Raw genomic sequence first — 20,198 nt, 5'->3', positions numbered from 1 at the left:
CGGGGTGGCCCTTTTCACGAGCGGCCGATCCGACATGCGCGTCCCCTCGCGCCTCGACGCCGAGGCAATCCTCTACACGCTGTTCGTCCTCCTGCTGTTGTGGATTCCGATTCCGTTGGGCAGCAACCGCGGCTGGGCCTGGGCCGTGCTGGAAGCGTGGTCGTTTGCCCTGCTCGGTGGCTGGCTCGTCGCGTGGGCGCGCCGCGGCGCGCTGATCGCCGAGCCGCTGCGCCGGGCGTGGCCCGTCTTCGCGCTGTTCGCGCTATGGATCGCGCTGCAGGCGCTGCATATCATTCCATTGCCGCGCGAGTGGGTCGCGAGCCTTTCGCCCGAGGCGGCGCGGATGCATGCACTCGCCGATCCGCTCGTGGGCATGCGCGAGTGGCTGACCCTGTCCATCGAACCCCACGCGTCGCGCGTGGCCTTCTTCAAGACGCTCGCCTACGTCGCGATCTTCTTTCTCACGCTCGCCCTCGTGAATCGGCGCGAGCGCGTGCGCCAGCTCGCGCGCGTGCTCGTGTACGCGGCCCTGGTGCACGCCGTGATCGGTGTGCTCCTGCATCTGTCGGGTTCGACCCTCCAGTGGTTCGGCACGCCGGTGAGCCACGCCGACTCCGCGAGCGGCCCGTACGCGAACCGCAACCACTTCGCCGGTTACCTCGAGATGATGCTGGCCTTGGGCATCGGCCTGCTGATCGCCGGTCTTTCCGATCGTCGCGCCGAAACATGGAAGGCATTCTTCCGCCAGACGCTCGAGTGGATGCTCTCGCCGAAGATGCTCCTGCGCCTGACGCTGTGCATCCTCGTGATCGCGCTCACCACGACCCATTCGCGCATGGGCAACACCGCGTTCTTCGCGAGCCTGATCGTGGCGGGTGTTATCGGGATCGCTCTCTCGCGCAAGGCCACGCGCAATACCGTCGTGCTCCTCGTGAGCCTGGTCGTGATCGACCTCGTGATCGTCGGCAGCTGGTTCGGCGTGGAGAAGCTCGCTGCGCGCATCGAACAGACCACGATCGCCGACGTGCAGGAGCGTGAGGATCCGGCGACGCACACGCTCAAGCTGGTCGAGGACTATCCGGTGCTCGGCGCGGGGCCCGGCACGTTCTACGTGGCCTTCCCACGCTACCGGCCGGCCTCGGTGGTCCTTTTCTTTGACTACGCGCACAACGACTACGCCCAGTTCGCTGCGGAGTCGGGATTGCTCGGGCTGGCACTGCTCGCGCTGGTGGTGGCCGTGTCCCTCGCCGCCGCCGTGCTCGCGCAAGCCCGCCGCCGCGATCCGCTCATGCGCGGCATGGCCTTCGCCTCGATCATGGGGGTCAGTGCGATCCTCATCCACGCCACGGTGGACTTCAATCTCCAGATCCCGGCGAACGCGGTGTTCTTCGTCGTGCTCCTCGCGTTTGCGTGGATTTCGCTCCACCTCGAGCGACACGGCGACGCGCCGCCCCGATAGAATCGCCCGATGCGCATCCTCGTTACCGGCGCGGCCGGATTCATCGGCTATCACCTCGCCGAACGCCTCTTGCGACGCGGCGACACCGTCGTCGGCCTCGACAACCTCAACGACTACTACGACGTGGCGCTGAAGGAAGCGCGGCTCGCGCGCCTTTCGCCGCAGCCCGGGTTTTCGTTCGCGCGCGCCAACCTTGCGGACGCCGCAGCAATGGGATCGGTGTTCGCTGGAGGCAAGTTCGACGCGATCGTGAACCTCGCGGCCCAGGCGGGCGTGCGCTATTCACTCGAGAACCCCCGCGCGTACGTCGAGGCGAATCTCGCCGGCTTCCTCAATATTCTCGAGGGGGCTCGCAATCACGGTACTGGGCACCTCGTGTACGCGTCGACGAGCTCGGTGTACGGCGCGAATACGGCAACGCCTTTTCGCGAGAACGAAGGGGCGAACCATCCGGTGTCCTTCTATTCGGCCACCAAGAAGGCGAACGAGGCGATGGCGCACTCCTATGCGCATCTCTTCCGCATCCCGTGCACGGGCCTGCGATTTTTCACCGTGTATGGACCCTGGGGCCGCCCGGACATGGCGCTCTTCAAGTTCACCAAGGGCATCCTCGCGGGCGAGGCGATCCCGGTCTTCAACCGCGGCCAGATGGAGCGCGACTTCACCTACATCGACGACATCGTGGAAGGCGTGGTGCGCGTAATCGACCGTCCTGCCGCGCCCGATCCCGCGTGGTCCGGGGACAAGCCCAACCCCGCCACGAGCGCCGCGCCCTGGCGCCTCTACAACATCGGCAACAGCCGCCGCGTGCCGCTGATGCGCTACATCGAGGCGATCGAGGCGGCCCTCGGCATGAAGGCCACGCTCGATCTCCTTCCGATGCAGGCCGGGGACGTCCCTGCGACGGAAGCCGACACCTCGGCCCTCGAGGCGGCGGTGGGATTTCGCCCCTCCACCACGGTGGAAGAGGGCGTACGCCGCTTCGTGGCCTGGTACCGCGAGTACTACGGCAAATAAAGCCCTTTGTTTTTGTTGGTCTTTTCCGCTATAATCTTGGGCTCGTTTCATCCCTTGCCCCACTGAGATAGCGCATCCAGGGGGCTCAACCCACAAGGAGACAAACATGCGCCACTACGAGATGGTCTTCATCGTCCATCCCGATCAGAGCGAGCAAGTGCCCGCCATGATCGAGCGATATCGCGGCATGGTCACCGCCGGCAACGGCAAGGTGCACCGGATCGAGGACTGGGGCCGGCGCCAGCTGGCTTTCCCGATCCAGAAGGTGTTCAAGGCGCACTACGTGCTGATGAACATCGAAGTTGGCAATGAAACGCTCGCGGAGCTCGAGCACGCGTTCAAGTTCAATGACGCCGTGCTCCGCCACCTCACCGTCAGCATGAGCGAAGCCGTCACCGGCCCGTCGCCCATGATGAAGGAAGAGAAGAGCCGCAACGTCACCGACGGCCAGCCTGACCGGGAAAAGGAAGCTGCTCCTGCAGCCGCTCCTGCCCGCGAAGCGCCGGCAGCGGCGTAGCGTTTCCGGGAAAGGGTGGATCGCAACCAGCTCCTCCTCGACGCCGAAGTCCTGGACGTCGGCGATGTCCGGTCAACACCGGGCGGAATCGCCACCGTGGCCCTCCGGCTGCGGCACGTTTCAGAGCAGGTCGAGGCAGGGGGAGCGAGGACAGCCGAAGTGACGATCGATGCCTCCGCATTCGGAGCCGTCGCTCCCAAGCTCGGCGCCCTCGGCAAGGGTCAGCGGATCGCGGTGAAGGGTTTCCTCACCAAGAGAAGCGCCCGTAGCGACATCCCGGTCCTGCATATCAACGAATTCAAGATCATCGAGACGAGGTAATCATGCCCAGACCCGCACCCCGCGGCAAAGGTAAAGGCAAAGGCGGCAAGTTCGGCAAGGATGGAAAGAAGCCGCAGAATCGCGGCCTGTTCCGTCGCCGCAAGTTCTGCCGCTTCACGGCCGAGAAGATCAAAGAGGTGGACTACAAGGACATCGCCATCCTCAAGGACTTCATCAACGAGAACGGGAAGATCATCCCGGCGCGAATCACCGGCACCAAGGCCCGCTACCAGCGGCAGCTTGGCACGGCGATCAAGCGCGCGCGCTTCCTGGCGCTTCTGCATTTCACCGACCTGCACTGAGGAGACCGCCATGCAAGTGATCCTGATGGAAAAGGTGGCAAACCTCGGCGTGCTCGGCGACGTGGTGAAGGTGAAGGACGGCTTCGCCCGCAACTTCCTGATCCCGCAAGGCAAGGCGAAGCGCGCCACGGCGGCGAACCTGAAGGAATTCGAGGGCCGCCGCGCGGACCTCGAGAAGAAGGCGAACGAAACGCTGGTAAGCGCGCAGGAACGCGCCGCGAAGATCGAGGGCCTCATGGTCCAGGTCACGCAGAAGGCGGGCGTCGATGGCCGCCTCTTCGGTTCGGTCACCAACTCCGACATCGCCGAAGCCCTGAAGGCCCTGGGCAACGAGGTGACGAAGGCGGAGATCCGCATGCCGCAGGGGCCGCTGAAGCAGGTCGGCGACTACCCGATCGTGCTGCAGCTGCATACCGATGTGCTCGCGAATATCACCGTGAGCGTCCTCGGCGAACAGTAACTCGCACGTAAGTTGTTGAAAAAAGGCCACGGTCACGCCGTGGCCTTTTTGTTTTCCCGGGGTTATCCACAATTTATTAGTCACCCAAATAACAGGCTTGCACCGCGGTAGAGTCCTCGCATCCACAGGTTTATCCGTTGTAGGGGAACCAGGTGCAGAGCAAACTCCGCGGCTTGCCCGCGTCGGCTGTCGACGCGCTTCGATTCGAGAAGAAAGCGCTGATGCCCACCGTTCCCGCGTCCGACCGTTTCCCCCCGTCCGGCAGCATTCCCGGCGATTCGCAGATCGAGTCGCTGCGGCTGCCGCCGCATTCGGTGGAGGCGGAACAGGCTGTCCTGGGCGGCCTGCTGCTCAGCAATCCCGCTTGGGACCGCATCGGCGATGTCCTGAGCGAACCGGATTTCTACCGGCACGACCATCGCCTCATCTGGCGCGTGATCACGCGCCTGGTCGAGGACAACAAACCCGCCGACGTCCTCACCGTTTCCGAGGCGCTCAAGCAGGGCGGCGAGCTGCAGGACTCCGGCGGCGTGGGCTACCTGCAGCAGCTCGCGTCGGCCACGCCGAGTGCGGCCAACATCCGCCGCTACGCGGAAATCGTTCGCGACCGCGCGATCATGCGCAAGCTTGCCGAGGTCGGCACGATGATCGCCGACAGCGCCTTCACGCCGCAGGGGCGCGAGGCGCGCCAGCTCCTCGACGAGGCCGAGACGAAGATCCTCGAGATCGGCGAGAAGGGCGGCCGCTCCTCGGAGAGCTTCGCGAAGATGTCGGCGGTGCTCTCGGAGGTGATGAACCGCCTCGACGAGCTGCATCGCAATCCGACCAGCGTCACGGGCAAGGCCACGGGCTACGTGGACCTCGACGAGATGACCGCGGGCCTGCAGGACGGGGACCTGGTGATCGTCGCCGGACGGCCCTCGATGGGCAAGGCTCAGCCGCTCGATGCGCTCGTCAAGGCACCGACGGGCTGGCGCGAAATGGGCTCGCTGCAGGTCGGCGATGCGCTGGCCTCGGCGGATGGCCACCCCTCCATCGTCACGGGCATATTTCCCCAGGGGGTGAGGCAGGTCTATCGCATCACGTTCTCTGACGGCCGCAGCGCGGAATGCTGCGCCGAGCACCTGTGGCGCGTGCACTACCGGGAGTGGGACGAGCCGCGCGTGCTCCCCGCGTCGCGCATCCTTGAAATGCTGTCGTGCGTCAGGTATCGCCATCGCCTCTGGATTGACGAGGTGACGGGCGATTTCGGTCACCGCAATCCGCTGCCCATCGACCCGTGGCTTCTCGGGGCCCTTCTGGGTGATGGCAAGTTGAGCGGCACCTCGCCGATCTTCTCGACGGCCGAGCCGCAGATGGTCGAGCAGGTTGAAGAGAGCCTGCTCGATGGACTGCATGCCTTCGCTGCGGGTGGCTACGACTGGCGCCTGAGCTCGGGGCGACGCGGAGGCGCGGCTCTCGCAGAACGCAATCCACTGACGAACGAGCTTCGTGCATTGGGCCTGTGGTCCGTGGGCAGCCACGAGAAGTTCATTCCCGATACCTACCGCGATAGTTGTCGCGAGGCGCGCTTGCGCCTGCTGCAAGGGCTCCTCGATACGGACGGCTGGGCGGAGAAGTGGGGCACCATCCGTTTCTGCACGACGAGCTATCGGCTCGCGCAGGACGTCGTCGGGTTGGTCCGTTCGCTGGGCGGCTGGTGTTCCCTGCGCGACAAGCGAACGTCCTTCAGCTACAAGGGTGAGAAGCGCGAAGGGCGAACGGCGTTCGTCCTGAACATCCACCATCCCGAGCCGCGATCGCTCGTGACGCTCGCCCACAAGCGCGCGCGCCTGCCGGAGGCCATGCGGCGTCGGTGGCGACCGGTCATCTGCTCGATCGAGGCCAGCCGCGTCACGGCGACGCAATGCATCTCGGTGTCGCATCCCGCGCGGACCTACATCACCAACGACTACGTCGTCACGCACAACACGGCGTTCGCGCTCAACATCGCCGAGCACGTGGGCCTCGAGCTCAAGCTCCCGGTGCTGGTGTTCTCGATGGAAATGGGCGGCACGCAGCTCGGCGTGCGCCTTCTCGGTTCCGTGTCCAAGGTCGACGCGCAGAAGCTGCGCACGGGCCGGCTCGATACGGGAGACTGGGATCGCCTGGGCTCCGCGCTGGGCAAGCTCAACGAAGCGCCGATCCTCGTGGACGAAACGCCCTCGCTCAATCCGCTCGAGCTGCGTGCGCGGGCTCGCCGCAAGTGGCGCGAGTACGGCGGCCTGGGGCTTGTCGTGGTCGACTACATCCAGCTCATGCAATCGGCGCAGGCGGGTGTCGAGAACCGAGCCACCGAAATCAGCGAGATCTCGCGCTCGCTCAAGGCCATGGCCAAGGAACTGCAGTGCCCGGTCATCGCGCTCTCGCAGTTGAACCGCTCCCTCGAGCAGCGCCCCAACAAACGCCCCGTGATGTCGGACCTGCGCGAATCGGGCGCCATCGAGCAGGATGCGGACGTGATCTTCTTCATCTATCGCGACGAGGTCTACGACGAGAACTCGCCCGACAAGGGCCTCGCGGAGATCATCATCGGCAAGCAGCGTAACGGCCCGATCGGCACGGTGAAGCTCACCTTCGTCGGCAAGCACACGCGCTTCGAGAACTACGCCGGGCCTTCGGGCTACTAGGCGCGCATGGCCCGTCCGATCCGCGCGACGATCTCCGCCCCGGCCCTGCGGCACAACTACGCGCAGGCGAAGGCCGCGGCGCCGCGCTCGCGCGTGCTCGCGGTGGTCAAGGCCAACGGCTACGGCCACGGGCTCGATCGCGTCGCTCGCTCGCTCGGGCCGGTCGTCGATGGCTTCGGCACGCTCGAGATCGAGGGAGCAGTGCGCCTGCGCGAATCGGGCTTCGCCGGCGAGATCGTCCTGCTCGAGGGTTTCTTCGAGGCGAGCGAGCTGGCGGTCATCGCCGGCGCGCGCCTGGCAACTTCCGTGCATAGCGAAGAGCAGCTCCGGATGCTCCACGCTTCGCCGCCTCCGACGCCGATCGATATCTATCTCAAGATCAACACAGGCATGAATCGCCTGGGCATCGCCCCGCGCGCGGCGAAGGGCGCGCTCGACCGCATTCGTGAATCCGGTGCCGCGAAGTCGATCACGCTCATGACGCACTTCGCCAATGCCGATGGCCCCGCGGGGGTTGCCGAGGCGATGCGCCGCTTCGAGGAGGCCACGCAGGGCCTCGCGCTCCCGCGCAGCCTCGCCAATTCCGCGGCCATCTTCGCGCATCCCGAAACGCATGCCGACACGGTTCGAGAAGGCGTCGCGCTCTATGGCGCCACGCCGTTCGCCGATCGCTCAGCCGAGCAGCTAGGCCTCAAGCCCGTGATGACGCTCACCTCGCAGGTGATCGCCGTGCAGGAGCTCGAGCCCGGTGACACGGTGGGGTACGGATCGACCTTCCGCTGCGACCGCGCGATGCGCATTGGTGTCGTGGCCTGCGGCTATGCCGACGGCTACCCGCGCCATGCACCCTCGGGCACGCCCGTTGTCGTGGGCGGCGTGCGCACCAAGACCGTGGGCCGCGTGTCGATGGACATGATCACGGTCGATCTCAAGCCCGTCTCGCACGCGCGCGTCGGCACGCCGGTGACGCTCTGGGGTGAAGGCCTGCCCATCGACGAGGTGGCCGTCGCCTCGGGAACCGTCGGCTATGAACTGATGTGCGCCGTGATGCCGCGCGTTCCGATCATCGAGGTCGCGTAGTGGCCAAGATCAAGACGGTGTACGCCTGCACGGAGTGCGGCGGGCAGTCGCTCAAGTGGCAGGGCCAGTGTCCGCACTGCAGCGCCTGGAACACGCTGGTGGAATCGACGACGGAGCCCAAGGCGGGCGGCCATCGCTTCGCGAGCCTCGCGGGCTCGAGCGAGGTCGTGACCCTCGCCGACGTGGAGGCGAAGGACTTTCCGCGCCTTCCCACGATGATTGGCGAGTTCGATCGCGTGCTCGGAGGCGGCCTGGTCGAGGGTGGCGTGGTCCTCATCGGCGGCGACCCGGGCATCGGCAAGTCGACGCTGCTGCTGCAAGCCGCGGCACGCCTCTCCGCGCAAGTGCCCGTCCTGTACGTGAGCGGCGAAGAATCGGCGCAGCAGATCGCGCTGCGCGCGCGCCGCCTTGGGCTCGATGCGTCCGCGGTGAAGCTCCTGCCGGAGATCGAGCTCGAGAAGATCCAGGCCACGCTTGCGTCGATGAAGCCGCGCGTCGCGGTCATCGATTCCATCCAGACGCTCTATTCCTCCGCGCTCACCTCGGCGCCGGGGTCGGTCGCGCAGGTGCGCGAATGCGCCGCGCAGATCACTCGCCTCGCCAAGCAAACCGGGATCACCGTCGTGTTCGTGGGCCATGTCACGAAAGAGGGCGCGCTCGCAGGACCGCGCGTCCTCGAGCACATGGTCGACACGGTCCTCTACTTCGAGGGCGACACGCACACCACGTTCCGCCTGGTGCGCGCGGTCAAGAACCGCTTTGGCGCGGTGAACGAGCTCGGCGTCTTCGCGATGACGGAGAAGGGCCTGCGCGAAGTGACCAATCCTTCCGCGCTCTTTCTTTCGCAGCACGCCACGGACGTGGCCGGTTCCTGTGTGATGGTCACGCAGGAGGGCACGCGCCCGTTGCTCGTGGAGCTCCAGGCGCTGGTGGACGACTCGCACGGCATGAGCCCCAAGCGGCTCACGGTAGGCCTCGAGCTCAATCGCCTGGCGATGCTGCTTGCGGTCCTGCATCGCCACGCGGGCATCGCCTGCTTCGACCAGGACGTGTTCGTGAATGCCGTCGGCGGTGTTCGCATCGCCGAGCCGGGCGCCGACCTCGCCGTGACGCTGGCGATCGTCTCGAGCCTGCGCAGCAAGCCGCTGCCGGGCAAGCACGTGGTGTTCGGTGAAGTAGGGCTCGCGGGCGAGGTCCGTCCCGTCCAGCGGGGCCAGGAGCGCCTGAAGGAAGCGGCGAAGCTCGGCTTCACGCACGCGATCGTTCCGGCCGCGAACAAGCCGCGGCAACCCATTGCCGGGCTCGAGGTGATTGCGGTGGAGCGCCTCTCGGAGGCGGTCGACTACGTGCGCAAGTAGCTAGCGGACGACCAGCGCGATCGCGAGGCCCACCGCGGCGATGGCCAGCACGACGATCGCGCCAACCACGATGAGATTCGACGGATTGCCGGGGACGGCAGTGCCGTTGATCTGCGCCGGGCGATTGCGGACCGACACGTCGACGCGCGGAGGCTGCGGTGCGGGCGGCGTCGCGTCGGCTTGCATCGCGCGCTTTTCCTCAGCGGCGGCAGCGGCCGCGGCTTCCTGCTGCGCCACCTGCTGTGCGAGCGGACCGGGCTCGATCTTGCCCTTGTAGGCCCGCATCTTCTGCGTGACCGTGATGTAGTCGCGGAAGTCCTCGGTCTGGTTCGTCATCGCCGCGAGGCGCAGCGTCGCGTCGAAGGAGTCGAACTTCTTGTCGAGCGACAGCGGCGGCGCGGTCTCGCCGTCCTTGCCCTGGCCCATCTTGCCGTCGGTGCCCATCGGCATCGTGGCCGTGTCGACGGCCCTGTCGGCCATCGGTGCCGGGCGCGGCGTGACGGGCGCGGCCGTGGCCTTGAGCGCGGCGGCGGGGCGCGTCGCGTCGATCTGGCGGCGGACTTCGCGCAGGTCGTCGGCGAGCTCCTTGATCGTCTGGTAGCGGTCGTCGAGCGTCTTGGCCATCGCCTTGGCGACGATGAGGTCGAGCATCGCCGGGACCGCGCGGTTGTGGGCCGAAGGCGGCGACGGCGTGGTGTTCACCGTCGCATACATGATCGCGTTCACGTTGTCGCCGTCGAAGGGCGCGACACCCGTCAGTGCTTCGTAGAGCACGACACCCAGCGAGAAGATGTCGCTCCTCGCGTCGATGGTCTTGCCGATCACCTGCTCGGGTGACATGTAGCGGGGGCTCCCGAGGATGAGGCCGGTCATCGTCTTCACCGCCGAATTGGGCAGCCGCGCGATGCCGAAGTCGGTGATCTTCGCGATCGTGCCCTTGAGCACCATGATGTTCGAGGGCTTCACGTCGCGGTGCACGATGTTCTGCTGGTGCGCGAACCACAACCCGTCGGCGACCTGCGCGGAGATGTCCACCATATCGGTGACGGGCAGCAGCTTGCCCCCCGCGATGATGTCCTTGAGCTCCTGGCCCTCGAGGAACTCCATCGCCATGTAGGCGACCGACTCGGTCTTGCCCACGTCGTAGATCGTGACGATGTTCGGGTGGTTGAGGCGGCCGGCGGCCTTGATCTCCTGCTGGAAGCGCGCCTCGTACTCCTCGAGCTCCTGGCGCGAGAGGTTGAGGTTGATCGTCTTGATGGCGACGGTGCGGTCGATGATGGGATCGACGGCCTTGTACACGACGCCCATCGCGCCCTGGCCTATCTCGGAGATGACCTTGTAGCGGCCGAGGGTGGAAATCATGGTTAGTTCTTCTTGGGAGGCTGTTGTGCCGCGGCCGGGGGCGTGGGCGCCTTGTCCTTTGCGGTGGGTGCGGCGGCGGGCGCGGATTTCGGCTGCGCGGCCTTTTCCTTCGCGGCTTTCTCCGCGAGTGCCTTCTGGGCCTGCGCTTTCGCGCCGGCATAAGTGCGCGTCCACGACGGATGCCCGGCTTCGGCGGGCGTCAGGTCGAAGGTGGGATCGACGTCGAAGATCTTCAGGAACGTGGCACGGCAAGCCGAATACTTGCCCTCGAGGCACAGGGAGAACGCCGTGTGCTTGAGAGACTTCACCTGGTCGGCCTTTTCCTTCAGCCCTTCCTTGGTCGCGGCCTCGAACAGCTTGATGGCCGCGGCCGGGTCCCCGGAGTCGTACTTGACCATCCCGTCGGCGAGCATCTGCTCGGCCTTCGCGAGGGGCACGCGAGGCTTCGAGGCGGCGGCCGCGGCGTCGCGCTCGGTGATGAGCTGCGCGCGCACGTTGCGGTAGATCGGCCCCCAGATCGGGTGGCCGTCCTCGGCCGTGGTGAGCGCGAAGTCCGTGTTGATCTCGAACGCCTTGCGGAACTCGTCGCGGCAAAGCACTTCCCGGTTCGAGACGCAGTGGATGAAGGCGATGTGCTTGCGCGCGATCGACTGGTCGGACTTGCTGAGCAGACCGTGGTCGAGCGAGGCCGTGAGGTTCTTGAACGCGCTCTCGAAGTCGCCGGCCTCGTATTGCTTGATCCCCTGGGCGAGTTGCTCCTTCGCGCGGTCGCGCAGCACCTGTTCGGTGATCTGCGGCGTGACCTGCGCGGGCTTCTCGCCCGAAGGCGGCGCGCACGCGGCGACCAACGCGGCAAGGACGAAAGCGGGAAGGAGGTGGCGAGCGCTCATTGGAACTTGTGGCGAACCGTGATTTCGTCACGCGCCTTGAGGTCGAGGGTCTCGACGTGCGGCGGGAACGTGGTGTTGCGAATCTCGATCTTGTACTTGCCCGGGTCGAGCTTGATCACCTTGGTGGGCGGCATCACTCCGCGCTGCTTGCCGTTCACCCAGATCTCGCCCCAGGGGGAAATATTGAACACCAGCGTGGCCGGGACCAGGGCGGGCTTTGCCGGGTCGGTTGTCTTCGGCGGCTCGGTGCCCTTGGCGGGGTCGGCCTTGGGAGGTGCCTTGGGGTCGGCCTTCGCGAGATCCGTCTTGGGCAATTCGGTGGCCTTGGCCTTGTCGGCCTTCGCCGGATCGGGCGCGGGCGGCGGGATCTGCGAAGCGGGCGGCGCGGGATCGAGTACTTTCGATTCCGGGGCCTTGCTCGTTTCGGGCGGCTTCGTTTCTGCCGGTTTTGCTTCCGCAGGCTTCGCTTCGGCGTGCTTGGGCTCTTCCTTCGGCGGATCGACCTTCGCCGTCTCGGCAACCGGCGCGGCGGCGATCGCGTCGCCCGCCTTGGGCGGCTTCTTCGTCGCGACGAGGATGCCCAGGATCAGCACCAGCGAGGCGAGGCCGCCAGCGAGCATCGTGAGTTTCTTCTTGTCCTGGACGAAGCTCGGGATCGTGAGCGTGACGGTCGTCGAGCCCGTCTGCTGCAATGCGGCGCGCTTCTGGCTGGGGCTGGTGGTCGACGTGCGTTCGGCCATGCCTGAGCGCGCCTTCTGGATCGCGCCCTCGTGGTGGCCGACGACGTAGATCTCGTGTTCGCGCACGTGCTTGTCGGTGCGCGAGCCTTCGTACTGGAAGAGCTTCGCGTACTCGCTCGCGAGGTTGGAGACGACGTCGTAGTACGAGCGCGACACCACGATCTGGCCGGGGCGCGCGAAGCTCATGATCCGTTGCGCGACGTTGATGCCGTCGCCGATGATGTTGGGGTGTCCGTTGATGTCCTTCACCAGCTTCACGGGCCCGAGGTTGATGCCCATGCGCACGGAATCGTCGCCGGACGCTTCGACCATCGTGGCCGTCATGCTGTCGCGCACCAGGGCATCGCGAAGCGAGAGCGTCACGAACAGCGCGTCTTCAGGGTCGCCCAGGAAGCTGATCGCCGCGCCATCGCCGGTGTCCAGGATGATGCGGTCGTTGACGCCGATGTCCTTGATCGCCTCGGACAGGTTGTTCGTGAGGCTGGTCTTAAGACGAATTTGTTCAGTGACCGGCTTTTTTGAATAGCCGACCAGGTCGATGAACACGACGCTGCAAATGAACGTTCGATTAGCCTGATCGAGCATGCGTGCGACCTTGAAGGCTTTAAGCCGGCCTCGAATTAGTTGTGGTAAAGCAGTGACTTACAAGGCGAATTTCGGGCAAGTCCTAGTTTATCCGATTCCTTGTGAAAAAGCCTGTGCCGCGCGTCACAGGATCAGGGTCTTCCCCGCGACTTCTGCACTTGCATCCCCCAGCAGGTACAGGTACGCACGCGCCGCTTCTTCGGGTGCGCGCAGGCGCGCACGGTCCTCGCCCGGATGGCTGCGCGCGCGCTGGGGCGTCGCGATGGGCCCGGGAACCAGGACATTCATGCGAGTGCGCCCGGATTTCTCCAGCTCGCCGCTCCAGATCGTTGCCAGTGCCGGCAGCGCGGACTTGCCGACGGCGAAACCGCCCCAGTAGGCCGCGGGCGCGGCGCCATGGGTTTCACCCGTGAAGACCACGGAGGAGGCCGGCGCGGCCGTGAGCAGCGGAAGGCAGGCATTCGTGAGCGCGAAGGGCGCGGCGAGGTTCACGCGCAGGAGCGTGAGCCACGTGTCTAGCGACTGCTCGGCGAGCGGGCCGAGCGGCACGAAGTGGCTCGCGCAATGCGCGATGCCATCGAGCCGGGTGGCTTCGCGCCGGAGCAGCTGCGCGAAGCGCTCGAACGCGCCCTGGTCGGCGGCCGCGAGGTCGAGCGGCACGAGCAACGGCTCCGCTCCGCCGGCAGCCTCGATGGCGTCGGCGGTTGCTTCGAGTTTCTCGGGCTTGCGCCCGAGCAGCGCGACCGTGGCCCCGTGTCCCGCGCAGGCGAGCGCGACCGCGCGGCCCAGGCCCTGCCCGGCCCCGGTGACGAGGATCACGCGCCCGCCGAGCAGATCCGGCGATGGTTGGTAACCACGAAGGGCTGCGACGGGGTCGTTCATGGGGTCTGTGCGAATCCAAGGTGGCGAAGGGTCGTGCGGGCCGCGGCGATGCCGCTGCGCACGGCCCCCTCGAGCGTGGCCGGGTAATCACCCGCGGTGTAGTCGCCGGCGAGAACCAGTCCCGCGGCCTCCGTTTCCACCGGAGGCCGGAAGGCGCCCGGCACGCAGGCGAACGTTGCGCGCTTCTCGGTGATGGCCTTCGTCCACGCCGGGGGTGGAAGTGGCCCCACGGCGGCGTCGATCTCGCGGTGGACCACGGTGCCGAGTACATCCTGGTCGAAGTCACGGTGCGGACCGGACGCGGAGATCACTGCCGCGAGCAGCCCGCGAAGGCCGGAGATCGCCTCGCGGTCGAAGACCCACTGCACATGGCCGCCGGTCAAACCGATCATCGGGAAAGGAAGCCGCACGGCCGACTCGTACTGGAGATAGACCGTCGTGATGGGCTCGTGCGCAAGGCTGTCGAGCCCGGTGCGCAGTGCCGCGAGTTCACCGACCGAGTCGACCAGTGCGCTCACCTGGAAAGGCGCAACGGCGCAGACGACCGCATCGAAGCGCCGCGCCCCCGACGCCGTTCGCACGCTCCACGCCGCACCATCGCGCGCAATCGCGGTCACGCGCGTGCCGAGCGACATTTCCGTGCCGCGCTGGCCGAGCCACGTGAGCGCTTCGTCGGGAAAGAGCGCCGACAGATCCACGGCGGGAATCACGAAATCGGAGTCGTCGGCGCGCGCAAAGAGGGCGTCGCGCAGGACGTTCGCGAAAACCTGCGCGTCGGCAACCGCGGGCGGGGTGTTGAGCGCGGAGACGCACAGCGAGTCCCACAGGAAGGTGCGAACGCGCGCAGGTTGCGCGTGACGCTCCAACAGGGCGGAGACCGTGAGTCCCGCGGGAACGCGAAACTTGTCGCGCTGGAGTGCGGCCGCGAATCGCGCCGCGGCGATGCGCTCGCCCCAGCCCAGGCCGCGCGCAAAGGTTAGCGCGCCCAACAGGTTCAAGGGCGCGGGCCACCGTGGTGCCGCCATGCGCATCTCTTTCGGAAACACGAGCGTGAGCGGATGGCGGTGAATCGCGCGCTCGGGCACCCCGGCCTCGCGCATGAGGGCGAGTGTGTCGCGGTAAGCGCCGAGAAGGAGGTGTTGACCGTTGTCGAGGAGGGCGCCGCGATGTTCCACGCGCCGGGCGCGTCCGCCGGCCGTGCGATTGGCCTCGAAGACGCTGACCGCGCAGCCGGCGCGCACGAGCGTCATCGCGGCAGCGAGTCCCGCGTAGCCCGCGCCGACGATCGCGATCCGGCGCGCGCCGCGCGCCTCGCCGCGGGGCGCGTTCACGACTTGACCCACGTCCGCCACGCGAGCCAGAGCTTGCGAAGCGGGGTGAGCGCAATGCGCCGGTCGAGGACGTCGAAGCCGTCGCGGCGGATTTCGCCGAGCAACGTGCGATAGATCGAAGCCATGATCAGGCCCGCACGCTGGTCGCGACGGTCTTCCGGCGCGAGATGCGCGAAGGCGCGGTCGTAGTAGCTCTCGGCGCGCTGGGCCTGCGCGTCCATCAGCGCGCGAAAGCCGTCGCTCGGCCGCCGCGCGAGGATGTCTTCCGGCGTGAGTCCGTGTTTGGCGAGCTCGTCCACGGGCAGGTAGACCCGGCCGCGGCGCGCGTCCTCGCCCACGTCGCGAATGATGTTGGTGAGCTGGAACGCGAGCCCGAGGGACTCCGCATATTCGAGCGTCGAGGCGTTGCGATAGCCGAAGATCGACGCCGAGAGCTGGCCCACCACGCCGGCGACGCGATGGCAGTAGAGCTTCAGCGCCTCGAAGTCGGCATAGCGATGGTGCGTGAGGTCCATCTCCATGCCGTCGACGATTTCGTTGAGGCGGCCGCTGTCGATTCCGAAGGTCTTCGTGAAAGGGGCGAGCGCCTGCGTGACCGGATGCGCGGGGTGGCCCGCGTACAGGTTCGCGATCTCGGTGCGCCACCAGGCGAGCTTCGCGCGCGCGACGTCGACTTCATGCACTTCGTCGGCGACGTCGTCCACTTCGCGGCAGAACGCGTAGAGCGCGGTGATCGCGCGACGACGTTCCTGCGGCAGGAACAGGAAGCTGTAATAGAAGCTCGAGCCGCTGCGTGCGGCCTTCTCCTGACAATATTCGTCGGGTGTCATTTCCGGTAGAGGCTTCGCGCGACGATCGCGATCCAGTCCCATCGCCCGAGCATCGGACGATGGCGGAAAACGTCGCCGGCCACGGCGTCGATCTTATCGAGAATCTTCGTGCCGCCTGCGACAACCGCGCGAATTTCCAGCCCGAGGCGGCCCGGCAGCGAATGGCCAAGGGGCGAGCCTTCCACCAACATGGCCCGGGCGCGATCGCACTCGAACGACATCAACGCGGACCACGCTCCGCCTGCATCGCGCCGCGCGATCGCCTGCTCTTCTACGCCGAACTTCGCGAAGTCCTCGGCGGGGATGTAGACGCGGCCCTTGTGCCAATCGACGGCGATGTCCTGCCAGAAGTTGATGAGCTGCAGGCTCGAGCAGATGGCGTCCGACTGCGCGAGGCTGCGCGCGTCGGTCTGCCCGAACAGGTGCAGCAGCAGGCGGCCTATCGGATTGGCCGAGCGCCGGCAGTAGTCGAGGAGGTCGGGAAAATCGGCATAGCGTTTCTTCACGACGTCCTGCGAAAACGCATCGAGCAGATCGCGGAGCAGCGGCACGGGGAGGTTGTATTCGCGAATCGCTTCGCCGATGCGAGCGAACGGCGCTTCGTAGGGAACGCGCCCGGCCTCGATTTCATCGAGCGCGCGTGAGTAGCGCGCGAGCCCCGCGAGACGCTCGCCATCGGAGGCGTTGCCTTCATCGGCGATGTCGTCCGCGCCCCGGGCAAAGCCATAGATGGCCTCCACGGGCGCGCGCATTCGTGCCGGCAGGAGCACCGAGGCGACGGGGAAATTCTCGTAGTGGTCGACCGGCAAGAGGATGCGGGAAGCTTTTGAATTTTCTCGATTATATCGGTCTGCGCCGGGATTTCGGGGCATCCCGGGAGGGCGACCTTTCGGGTATAATTCCGCGACCGCGAGAGTGGCGGAATTGGTAGACGCACTGGATTTAGGTTCCAGCGCCGAAAGGCATGGGGGTTCGAGTCCCTCCTTTCGCACCAGGTCGCATCTCCCGGGTTCGCCCGGCCTCCCCTCGCGATTCGTCTTGAGGGAAATGACAAGGAAAAAGCATGCAGCAAGCAGTCCAGAATAATCCGAGCCCGCTTGAGCGCCACCTCACCGTTTCGGTGCCGGTGGCCCTGGTCGAGGCGGAAATCGAAACGCGCCTCAAGAACCTCGCGCGCACCGTGAAGATGCAGGGTTTCCGTCCCGGAAAAGTCCCGCTGAAGATGGTGGAGCGCCAGTTCGGCTTCCAGGTCCGCCAGGAAGTCGTGAGCGATGCCGTGCAGCGATCGTTCGTCGATGCGGTGAAGGATCGCAACTATCGCGTCGCGGGCTATCCGCGCTTCCAGCCGGTGCAAGCCGGGCAGGGAACCGACAAGATCGAGTTCACCGCCACCTTCGAGGTGTACCCCGAGATCAACCTCGGTGACCTCGCGGGCTCCACGCTCAAGCGTCCCGTGGCGAAGGTCGGCGAGGAGAACGTCGAAGCGACGCTCACCACGCTGCGCCGCCAGCGCGCGCCGTTCGAGGACGTCGATCGTGCCGCGGCCGAAGGCGACCTCGTGAACCTCGATTTCGAGGGCCTCATCGACGGCGCCCCGTTCGAAGGCAACAACGCCCAGAACTTCGCGATCGTCCTCGGCGAGGGCCGCATGCTCCCCGACTTCGAGGCCGCGATCTACGGCATCAAGAAGGGTGAGAAGAAGACCTTCGACCTCACTTTCCCGGCCGACTACGCCGAGGCCGTGCGCGGCAAGGTGGCCAAGTTCACCGTGACCGCCAACCAGGTCGCCGAACCGAAGCTTCCCCCGCTCGATGCGGAATTCGCGAAGACGCTCGGCGTGGAAGACGGCGACGTGAGCCGCCTGCGCCGCGAAGTCCGCGAGAACGTCGAGAAGGAAGTCGCCAAGCGCGTGAAGGCCCTGGTCAAGGACCAGGTCATGGAAGCGCTGATCGCGTCGTCCACGTTCGACCTCCCGCGCGCGCTCCTTGAGAACGAGATCGGCCGCATGCAGGCCCAGGCCGTCGAGGACCTCAAGAACCGCGGCATGAGCCCGGAAAACCTGCAGCTGCCGCCGGAGCTGTTCGCCGAGCGCGCCACGCGCCGCGTGAAGCTGGGCCTGCTGGTTTCCGAGCTGGTGAAGCGCAACGAACTGACGCCCAAGCCCGAGCAGGTGCGCAAGGCGGTGGAGTCGCATGCCGAGAGCTTCGAGCACCCCGAGCAGCTGGTGCGCTGGTTCTACAGCGAGCCCCAGCGCCTCGGGGAAATCGAGGCGCTCGTGATGGAAGACAACGTCGTAGAATGGGCCCAATCGAAGATGAAGGTCGTCGACGAGCCGACCGGCTTCGACGAACTGATGGGCACCAAGAAGAAAGCGTAACGAACATGTTCATTCGCCACGAAGTCAACGAGGACTACGAAGAACCGAGCGGCCTGGGTCTGATCCCCATGGTGATCGAGCAGTCGGGGCGCGGCGAACGCGCTTACGACATCTACTCGCGCCTGCTCAAGGAACGCGTGATCTTCCTCGTCGGGCCGATCAACGACGGCATGGCGAACCTGATCGTCGCGCAGCTCCTGTTCCTCGAGAGCGAGAACCCCGACAAGGACATCCACCTGTATATCAACTCGCCGGGTGGCAGTGTCTCCGCGGGCATGGCGATCTACGACACCATGCAATTCATCAAGCCCGACGTCTCGACGCTGTGCACGGGCCTCGCCGCCAGCATGGGCTCGTTCCTGCTCGCCGCCGGCGCCAAGGGCAAGCGGTTCTGCCTGCCGAATTCGCGCGTGATGATCCACCAGCCTTCCGGCGGTTTCTCCGGCCAGGCCTCGGACATCGAGATCCACGCCAAGGAAGTGCTGTACCTCAAGAAGCGCCTGAACGAGATGCTGGCCAAGCACACGGGCCAGACCATCGAGGTGATCGAACGCGACAGCGATCGCGATCGTTTCATGGGCGCGGAAGACGCGGTACAGTACGGACTGATCGACCGTGTGCTCACAAGGCGCACGGAAGTGGCGGGCGCCTAGGGGCCGGAGCCAAGATAGGAACATGACGGACAAGGTCGGCGGAGAAAAACTGCTTTACTGCTCTTTCTGCGGAAAGAGCCAGCACGAGGTCCGCAAGCTCATTGCGGGACCGTCCGTGTTCATCTGTGACGAGTGCATCGACCTCTGCAACGACATCATCCGCGAAGAGGCGAGCACCGACACCAGCGCCAAGGCGCAGAAGTCCGACCTCCCCAGCCCGCACGAGATCTGCGAGATCCTCGACCAGTACGTGATCGGGCAGATCCAGGCGAAGAAGATCCTCTCCGTCGCGGTCTACAACCACTACAAGCGGTTGAAGACGGGCGGCAAGCAGGATGAAGTCGAGCTCGCCAAGTCCAACATCCTGCTGATCGGGCCCACGGGCTCGGGCAAGACGCTGCTCGCGCAGACGCTCGCGCGCCTGCTCAACGTCCCGTTCGTGATCGCCGACGCGACCACGCTCACGGAAGCCGGCTATGTCGGCGAGGACGTCGAGAACATCATCCAGAAGCTGCTCCAGAAGTGCGACTACGACGTCGAGAAGGCGCAGCGCGGCATCGTCTACATCGACGAGATCGACAAGATCTCCCGGAAGAGCGACAACCCCTCGATCACGCGTGACGTGAGTGGCGAGGGCGTGCAGCAGGCGCTCCTCAAGCTGATCGAAGGCACGATCGCCTCGGTTCCCCCGCAGGGCGGGCGCAAGCATCCGAACCAGGAATTCGTCCAGGTCGATACGACCAACATCCTCTTCATCTGCGGCGGCGCGTTCGGGGGCCTCGAAAAGGTCATCCAGAACCGCACCGACCGCTCGGGCATGGGCTTCGGCGCGCAGGTGCGCTCGATGAACGATCGCCAGGAGCTCAACGCGCTCCTGCACGACGTCGAGCCCGAAGACCTCATCAAGTACGGCCTCATCCCGGAATTCGTGGGACGCCTTCCCGTGGTCGCGGTGCTCGACGAGCTCGATGCCGGCGCCCTGGTGAAGATCCTCACGGAACCCAAGAACGCGCTCGTGAAGCAGTACCAGAAGCTGCTCGCCATGGAAGGCGTGGAGCTCGAGTACCGCGAGAACGCGTTGCACGCGATCGCCAAGCGCGCCCTCGAGCGCCGCACGGGTGCCCGCGGACTGCGTTCGATCATCGAGCACGCCCTGCTCGACATCATGTTCGACCTGCCCTCCCTCTCGAACGTCCAGAAGGTGGTCGTCGACGAAGGCGCCATCAACGGTGACGCCAAGCCTCTCCTCATTTACTCCGACCAGCCGAAGGTCGCGAGTGGCCAGCAATAGGGCTCGCAGTACCCGCCCAGTAGCTCCACCCGGGGGCTTGTCCCCGGTTCTCGCAGCCCCCACGTATCCCG

General features: G+C 66.2%; 19 protein-coding genes and 1 tRNA gene. 13 read left to right on the top strand and 7 right to left on the bottom strand.

The window, feature by feature from the left end; genetic code table 11:
- Positions 1-34: 34 nt before the first annotated feature.
- The 9 genes from DSM104440_RS12610 (at position 35) to radA (ending at position 9,183) form a co-directional block, all read left to right on the top strand.
- Positions 35-1,459, top strand: a complete 1,425-nt coding sequence (locus tag DSM104440_RS12610) for an O-antigen ligase family protein (protein WP_171163150.1) — start codon at positions 35-37, stop codon at positions 1,457-1,459.
- A 9-nt stretch (positions 1,460-1,468) separates the two neighbouring features.
- The gene (locus tag DSM104440_RS12605) at positions 1,469-2,476 is read left to right on the top strand and encodes an NAD-dependent epimerase (RefSeq protein ID WP_171163148.1); all 1,008 of its coding nucleotides are present in this window, start codon (positions 1,469-1,471) and stop codon (positions 2,474-2,476) included.
- Positions 2,477-2,582: 106 nt separating this feature from the next.
- Entirely contained in the window at positions 2,583-2,993 is a 411-nt protein-coding gene (rpsF, locus tag DSM104440_RS12600) for a 30S ribosomal protein S6 (protein WP_171163146.1), read from the top strand.
- Between the two features lie 15 nt (positions 2,994-3,008).
- Positions 3,009-3,314 (top strand): primosomal replication protein N, encoded by a 306-nt coding sequence (priB, locus tag DSM104440_RS12595; RefSeq protein WP_171163145.1) that lies wholly within the window; start codon positions 3,009-3,011, stop codon positions 3,312-3,314.
- 2 nt (positions 3,315-3,316) lie between these two features.
- Entirely contained in the window at positions 3,317-3,616 is a 300-nt protein-coding gene (gene rpsR, locus DSM104440_RS12590; RefSeq protein WP_171163143.1) for a 30S ribosomal protein S18, read from the top strand.
- Between the two features lie 10 nt (positions 3,617-3,626).
- Entirely contained in the window at positions 3,627-4,076 is a 450-nt protein-coding gene (gene rplI, locus DSM104440_RS12585; protein WP_171163141.1) for a 50S ribosomal protein L9, read from the top strand.
- Between the two features lie 221 nt (positions 4,077-4,297).
- Positions 4,298-6,745 carry a replicative DNA helicase gene (gene dnaB / locus DSM104440_RS12580; protein WP_171165940.1) on the top strand — a complete coding sequence of 816 codons (2,448 nt, stop codon included), beginning with the start codon at positions 4,298-4,300 and terminating at the stop codon, positions 6,743-6,745.
- A gap of 6 nt (positions 6,746-6,751) precedes the next feature.
- On the top strand, positions 6,752-7,825 hold the full coding sequence (alr, locus tag DSM104440_RS12575) for an alanine racemase (RefSeq protein ID WP_171163139.1): 1,074 nt from the start codon (positions 6,752-6,754) through the stop codon (positions 7,823-7,825).
- The gene (gene radA, locus DSM104440_RS12570; RefSeq protein WP_171163137.1) at positions 7,825-9,183 is read left to right on the top strand and encodes a DNA repair protein RadA; all 1,359 of its coding nucleotides are present in this window, start codon (positions 7,825-7,827) and stop codon (positions 9,181-9,183) included. The genes alr and radA overlap by 1 nt, the downstream gene beginning before the upstream one ends.
- Here the strand turns inward: radA and DSM104440_RS12565 are convergent, their stop codons facing one another.
- The 7 genes from DSM104440_RS12565 to hpnC form a co-directional block, all read right to left on the bottom strand.
- Positions 9,184-10,548: a serine/threonine-protein kinase gene (locus DSM104440_RS12565; protein WP_171163135.1), complete on the bottom strand. Its 1,365-nt coding sequence runs from the start codon at positions 10,546-10,548 to the stop codon at positions 9,184-9,186.
- A 2-nt stretch (positions 10,549-10,550) separates the two neighbouring features.
- Positions 10,551-11,438 (bottom strand): TssQ family T6SS-associated lipoprotein, encoded by an 888-nt coding sequence (locus tag DSM104440_RS12560; protein ID WP_171163132.1) that lies wholly within the window; start codon positions 11,436-11,438, stop codon positions 10,551-10,553.
- Positions 11,435-12,763 (bottom strand): adenylate/guanylate cyclase domain-containing protein, encoded by a 1,329-nt coding sequence (locus DSM104440_RS12555; protein ID WP_171163130.1) that lies wholly within the window; start codon positions 12,761-12,763, stop codon positions 11,435-11,437. The genes DSM104440_RS12560 and DSM104440_RS12555 overlap by 4 nt, the downstream gene beginning before the upstream one ends.
- Before the next feature lie 123 nt (positions 12,764-12,886).
- Positions 12,887-13,645, bottom strand: coding sequence for an SDR family NAD(P)-dependent oxidoreductase (locus DSM104440_RS12550; protein ID WP_171163128.1), 759 nt, complete (start codon positions 13,643-13,645; stop codon positions 12,887-12,889).
- Entirely contained in the window at positions 13,642-14,976 is a 1,335-nt protein-coding gene (hpnE, locus tag DSM104440_RS12545; RefSeq protein WP_171163126.1) for a hydroxysqualene dehydroxylase HpnE, read from the bottom strand. The genes DSM104440_RS12550 and hpnE overlap by 4 nt, the downstream gene beginning before the upstream one ends.
- On the bottom strand, positions 14,973-15,806 hold the full coding sequence (gene hpnD, locus DSM104440_RS12540; RefSeq protein WP_171163123.1) for a presqualene diphosphate synthase HpnD: 834 nt from the start codon (positions 15,804-15,806) through the stop codon (positions 14,973-14,975). The genes hpnE and hpnD overlap by 4 nt, the downstream gene beginning before the upstream one ends.
- The gene (gene hpnC, locus DSM104440_RS12535) at positions 15,803-16,615 is read right to left on the bottom strand and encodes a squalene synthase HpnC (RefSeq protein ID WP_171163121.1); all 813 of its coding nucleotides are present in this window, start codon (positions 16,613-16,615) and stop codon (positions 15,803-15,805) included. Before hpnC ends, hpnD begins: the two co-directional genes overlap by 4 nt.
- A 100-nt stretch (positions 16,616-16,715) precedes the next feature.
- Between hpnC and DSM104440_RS12530 the strand changes: the two genes are divergently transcribed.
- From DSM104440_RS12530 to clpX, 4 genes are all read left to right on the top strand, one after another.
- Positions 16,716-16,800 (top strand) — tRNA-Leu (locus DSM104440_RS12530).
- Between the two features lie 69 nt (positions 16,801-16,869).
- Entirely contained in the window at positions 16,870-18,183 is a 1,314-nt protein-coding gene (gene tig / locus DSM104440_RS12525; RefSeq protein ID WP_171163119.1) for a trigger factor, read from the top strand.
- A gap of 5 nt (positions 18,184-18,188) precedes the next feature.
- Positions 18,189-18,836: an ATP-dependent Clp endopeptidase proteolytic subunit ClpP gene (gene clpP / locus DSM104440_RS12520; RefSeq protein ID WP_171163117.1), complete on the top strand. Its 648-nt coding sequence runs from the start codon at positions 18,189-18,191 to the stop codon at positions 18,834-18,836.
- 22 nt (positions 18,837-18,858) lie between these two features.
- Entirely contained in the window at positions 18,859-20,127 is a 1,269-nt protein-coding gene (gene clpX / locus DSM104440_RS12515) for an ATP-dependent Clp protease ATP-binding subunit ClpX (protein WP_171163115.1), read from the top strand.
- The last annotated feature ends 71 nt before the right edge of the window (positions 20,128-20,198 follow it).

The sequence above is a fragment of the Usitatibacter palustris genome, assembly GCF_013003985.1.
GTDB lineage: Bacteria > Pseudomonadota > Gammaproteobacteria > Burkholderiales > Usitatibacteraceae > Usitatibacter > Usitatibacter palustris.
This window is presented reverse-complemented; position numbering and strand designations above follow the sequence as displayed.

What these genes read in the sequence shown, in the direction of transcription:
- clpX (WP_171163115.1), top strand. Translation starts at nt 18,859, where the DNA reads ATGACGGACAAGGTCGGCGGAGAAAAACTGCTTTACTGCTCTTTCTGC.
- DSM104440_RS12555 (WP_171163130.1), bottom strand. Translation starts at nt 12,763, where the DNA reads ATGCTCGATCAGGCTAATCGAACGTTCATTTGCAGCGTCGTGTTCATC.
- DSM104440_RS12550 (WP_171163128.1), bottom strand. Translation starts at nt 13,645, where the DNA reads ATGAACGACCCCGTCGCAGCCCTTCGTGGTTACCAACCATCGCCGGAT.
- alr (WP_171163139.1), top strand. Translation starts at nt 6,752, where the DNA reads ATGGCCCGTCCGATCCGCGCGACGATCTCCGCCCCGGCCCTGCGGCAC.
- tig (WP_171163119.1), top strand. Translation starts at nt 16,870, where the DNA reads ATGCAGCAAGCAGTCCAGAATAATCCGAGCCCGCTTGAGCGCCACCTC.
- rpsF (WP_171163146.1), top strand. Translation starts at nt 2,583, where the DNA reads ATGCGCCACTACGAGATGGTCTTCATCGTCCATCCCGATCAGAGCGAG.
- dnaB (WP_171165940.1), top strand. Translation starts at nt 4,298, where the DNA reads ATGCCCACCGTTCCCGCGTCCGACCGTTTCCCCCCGTCCGGCAGCATT.
- DSM104440_RS12565 (WP_171163135.1), bottom strand. Translation starts at nt 10,548, where the DNA reads ATGATTTCCACCCTCGGCCGCTACAAGGTCATCTCCGAGATAGGCCAG.
- hpnD (WP_171163123.1), bottom strand. Translation starts at nt 15,806, where the DNA reads ATGACACCCGACGAATATTGTCAGGAGAAGGCCGCACGCAGCGGCTCG.
- DSM104440_RS12610 (WP_171163150.1), top strand. Translation starts at nt 35, where the DNA reads ATGCGCGTCCCCTCGCGCCTCGACGCCGAGGCAATCCTCTACACGCTG.
- clpP (WP_171163117.1), top strand. Translation starts at nt 18,189, where the DNA reads ATGTTCATTCGCCACGAAGTCAACGAGGACTACGAAGAACCGAGCGGC.
- rpsR (WP_171163143.1), top strand. Translation starts at nt 3,317, where the DNA reads ATGCCCAGACCCGCACCCCGCGGCAAAGGTAAAGGCAAAGGCGGCAAG.
- rplI (WP_171163141.1), top strand. Translation starts at nt 3,627, where the DNA reads ATGCAAGTGATCCTGATGGAAAAGGTGGCAAACCTCGGCGTGCTCGGC.
- DSM104440_RS12560 (WP_171163132.1), bottom strand. Translation starts at nt 11,438, where the DNA reads ATGAGCGCTCGCCACCTCCTTCCCGCTTTCGTCCTTGCCGCGTTGGTC.
- DSM104440_RS12605 (WP_171163148.1), top strand. Translation starts at nt 1,469, where the DNA reads ATGCGCATCCTCGTTACCGGCGCGGCCGGATTCATCGGCTATCACCTC.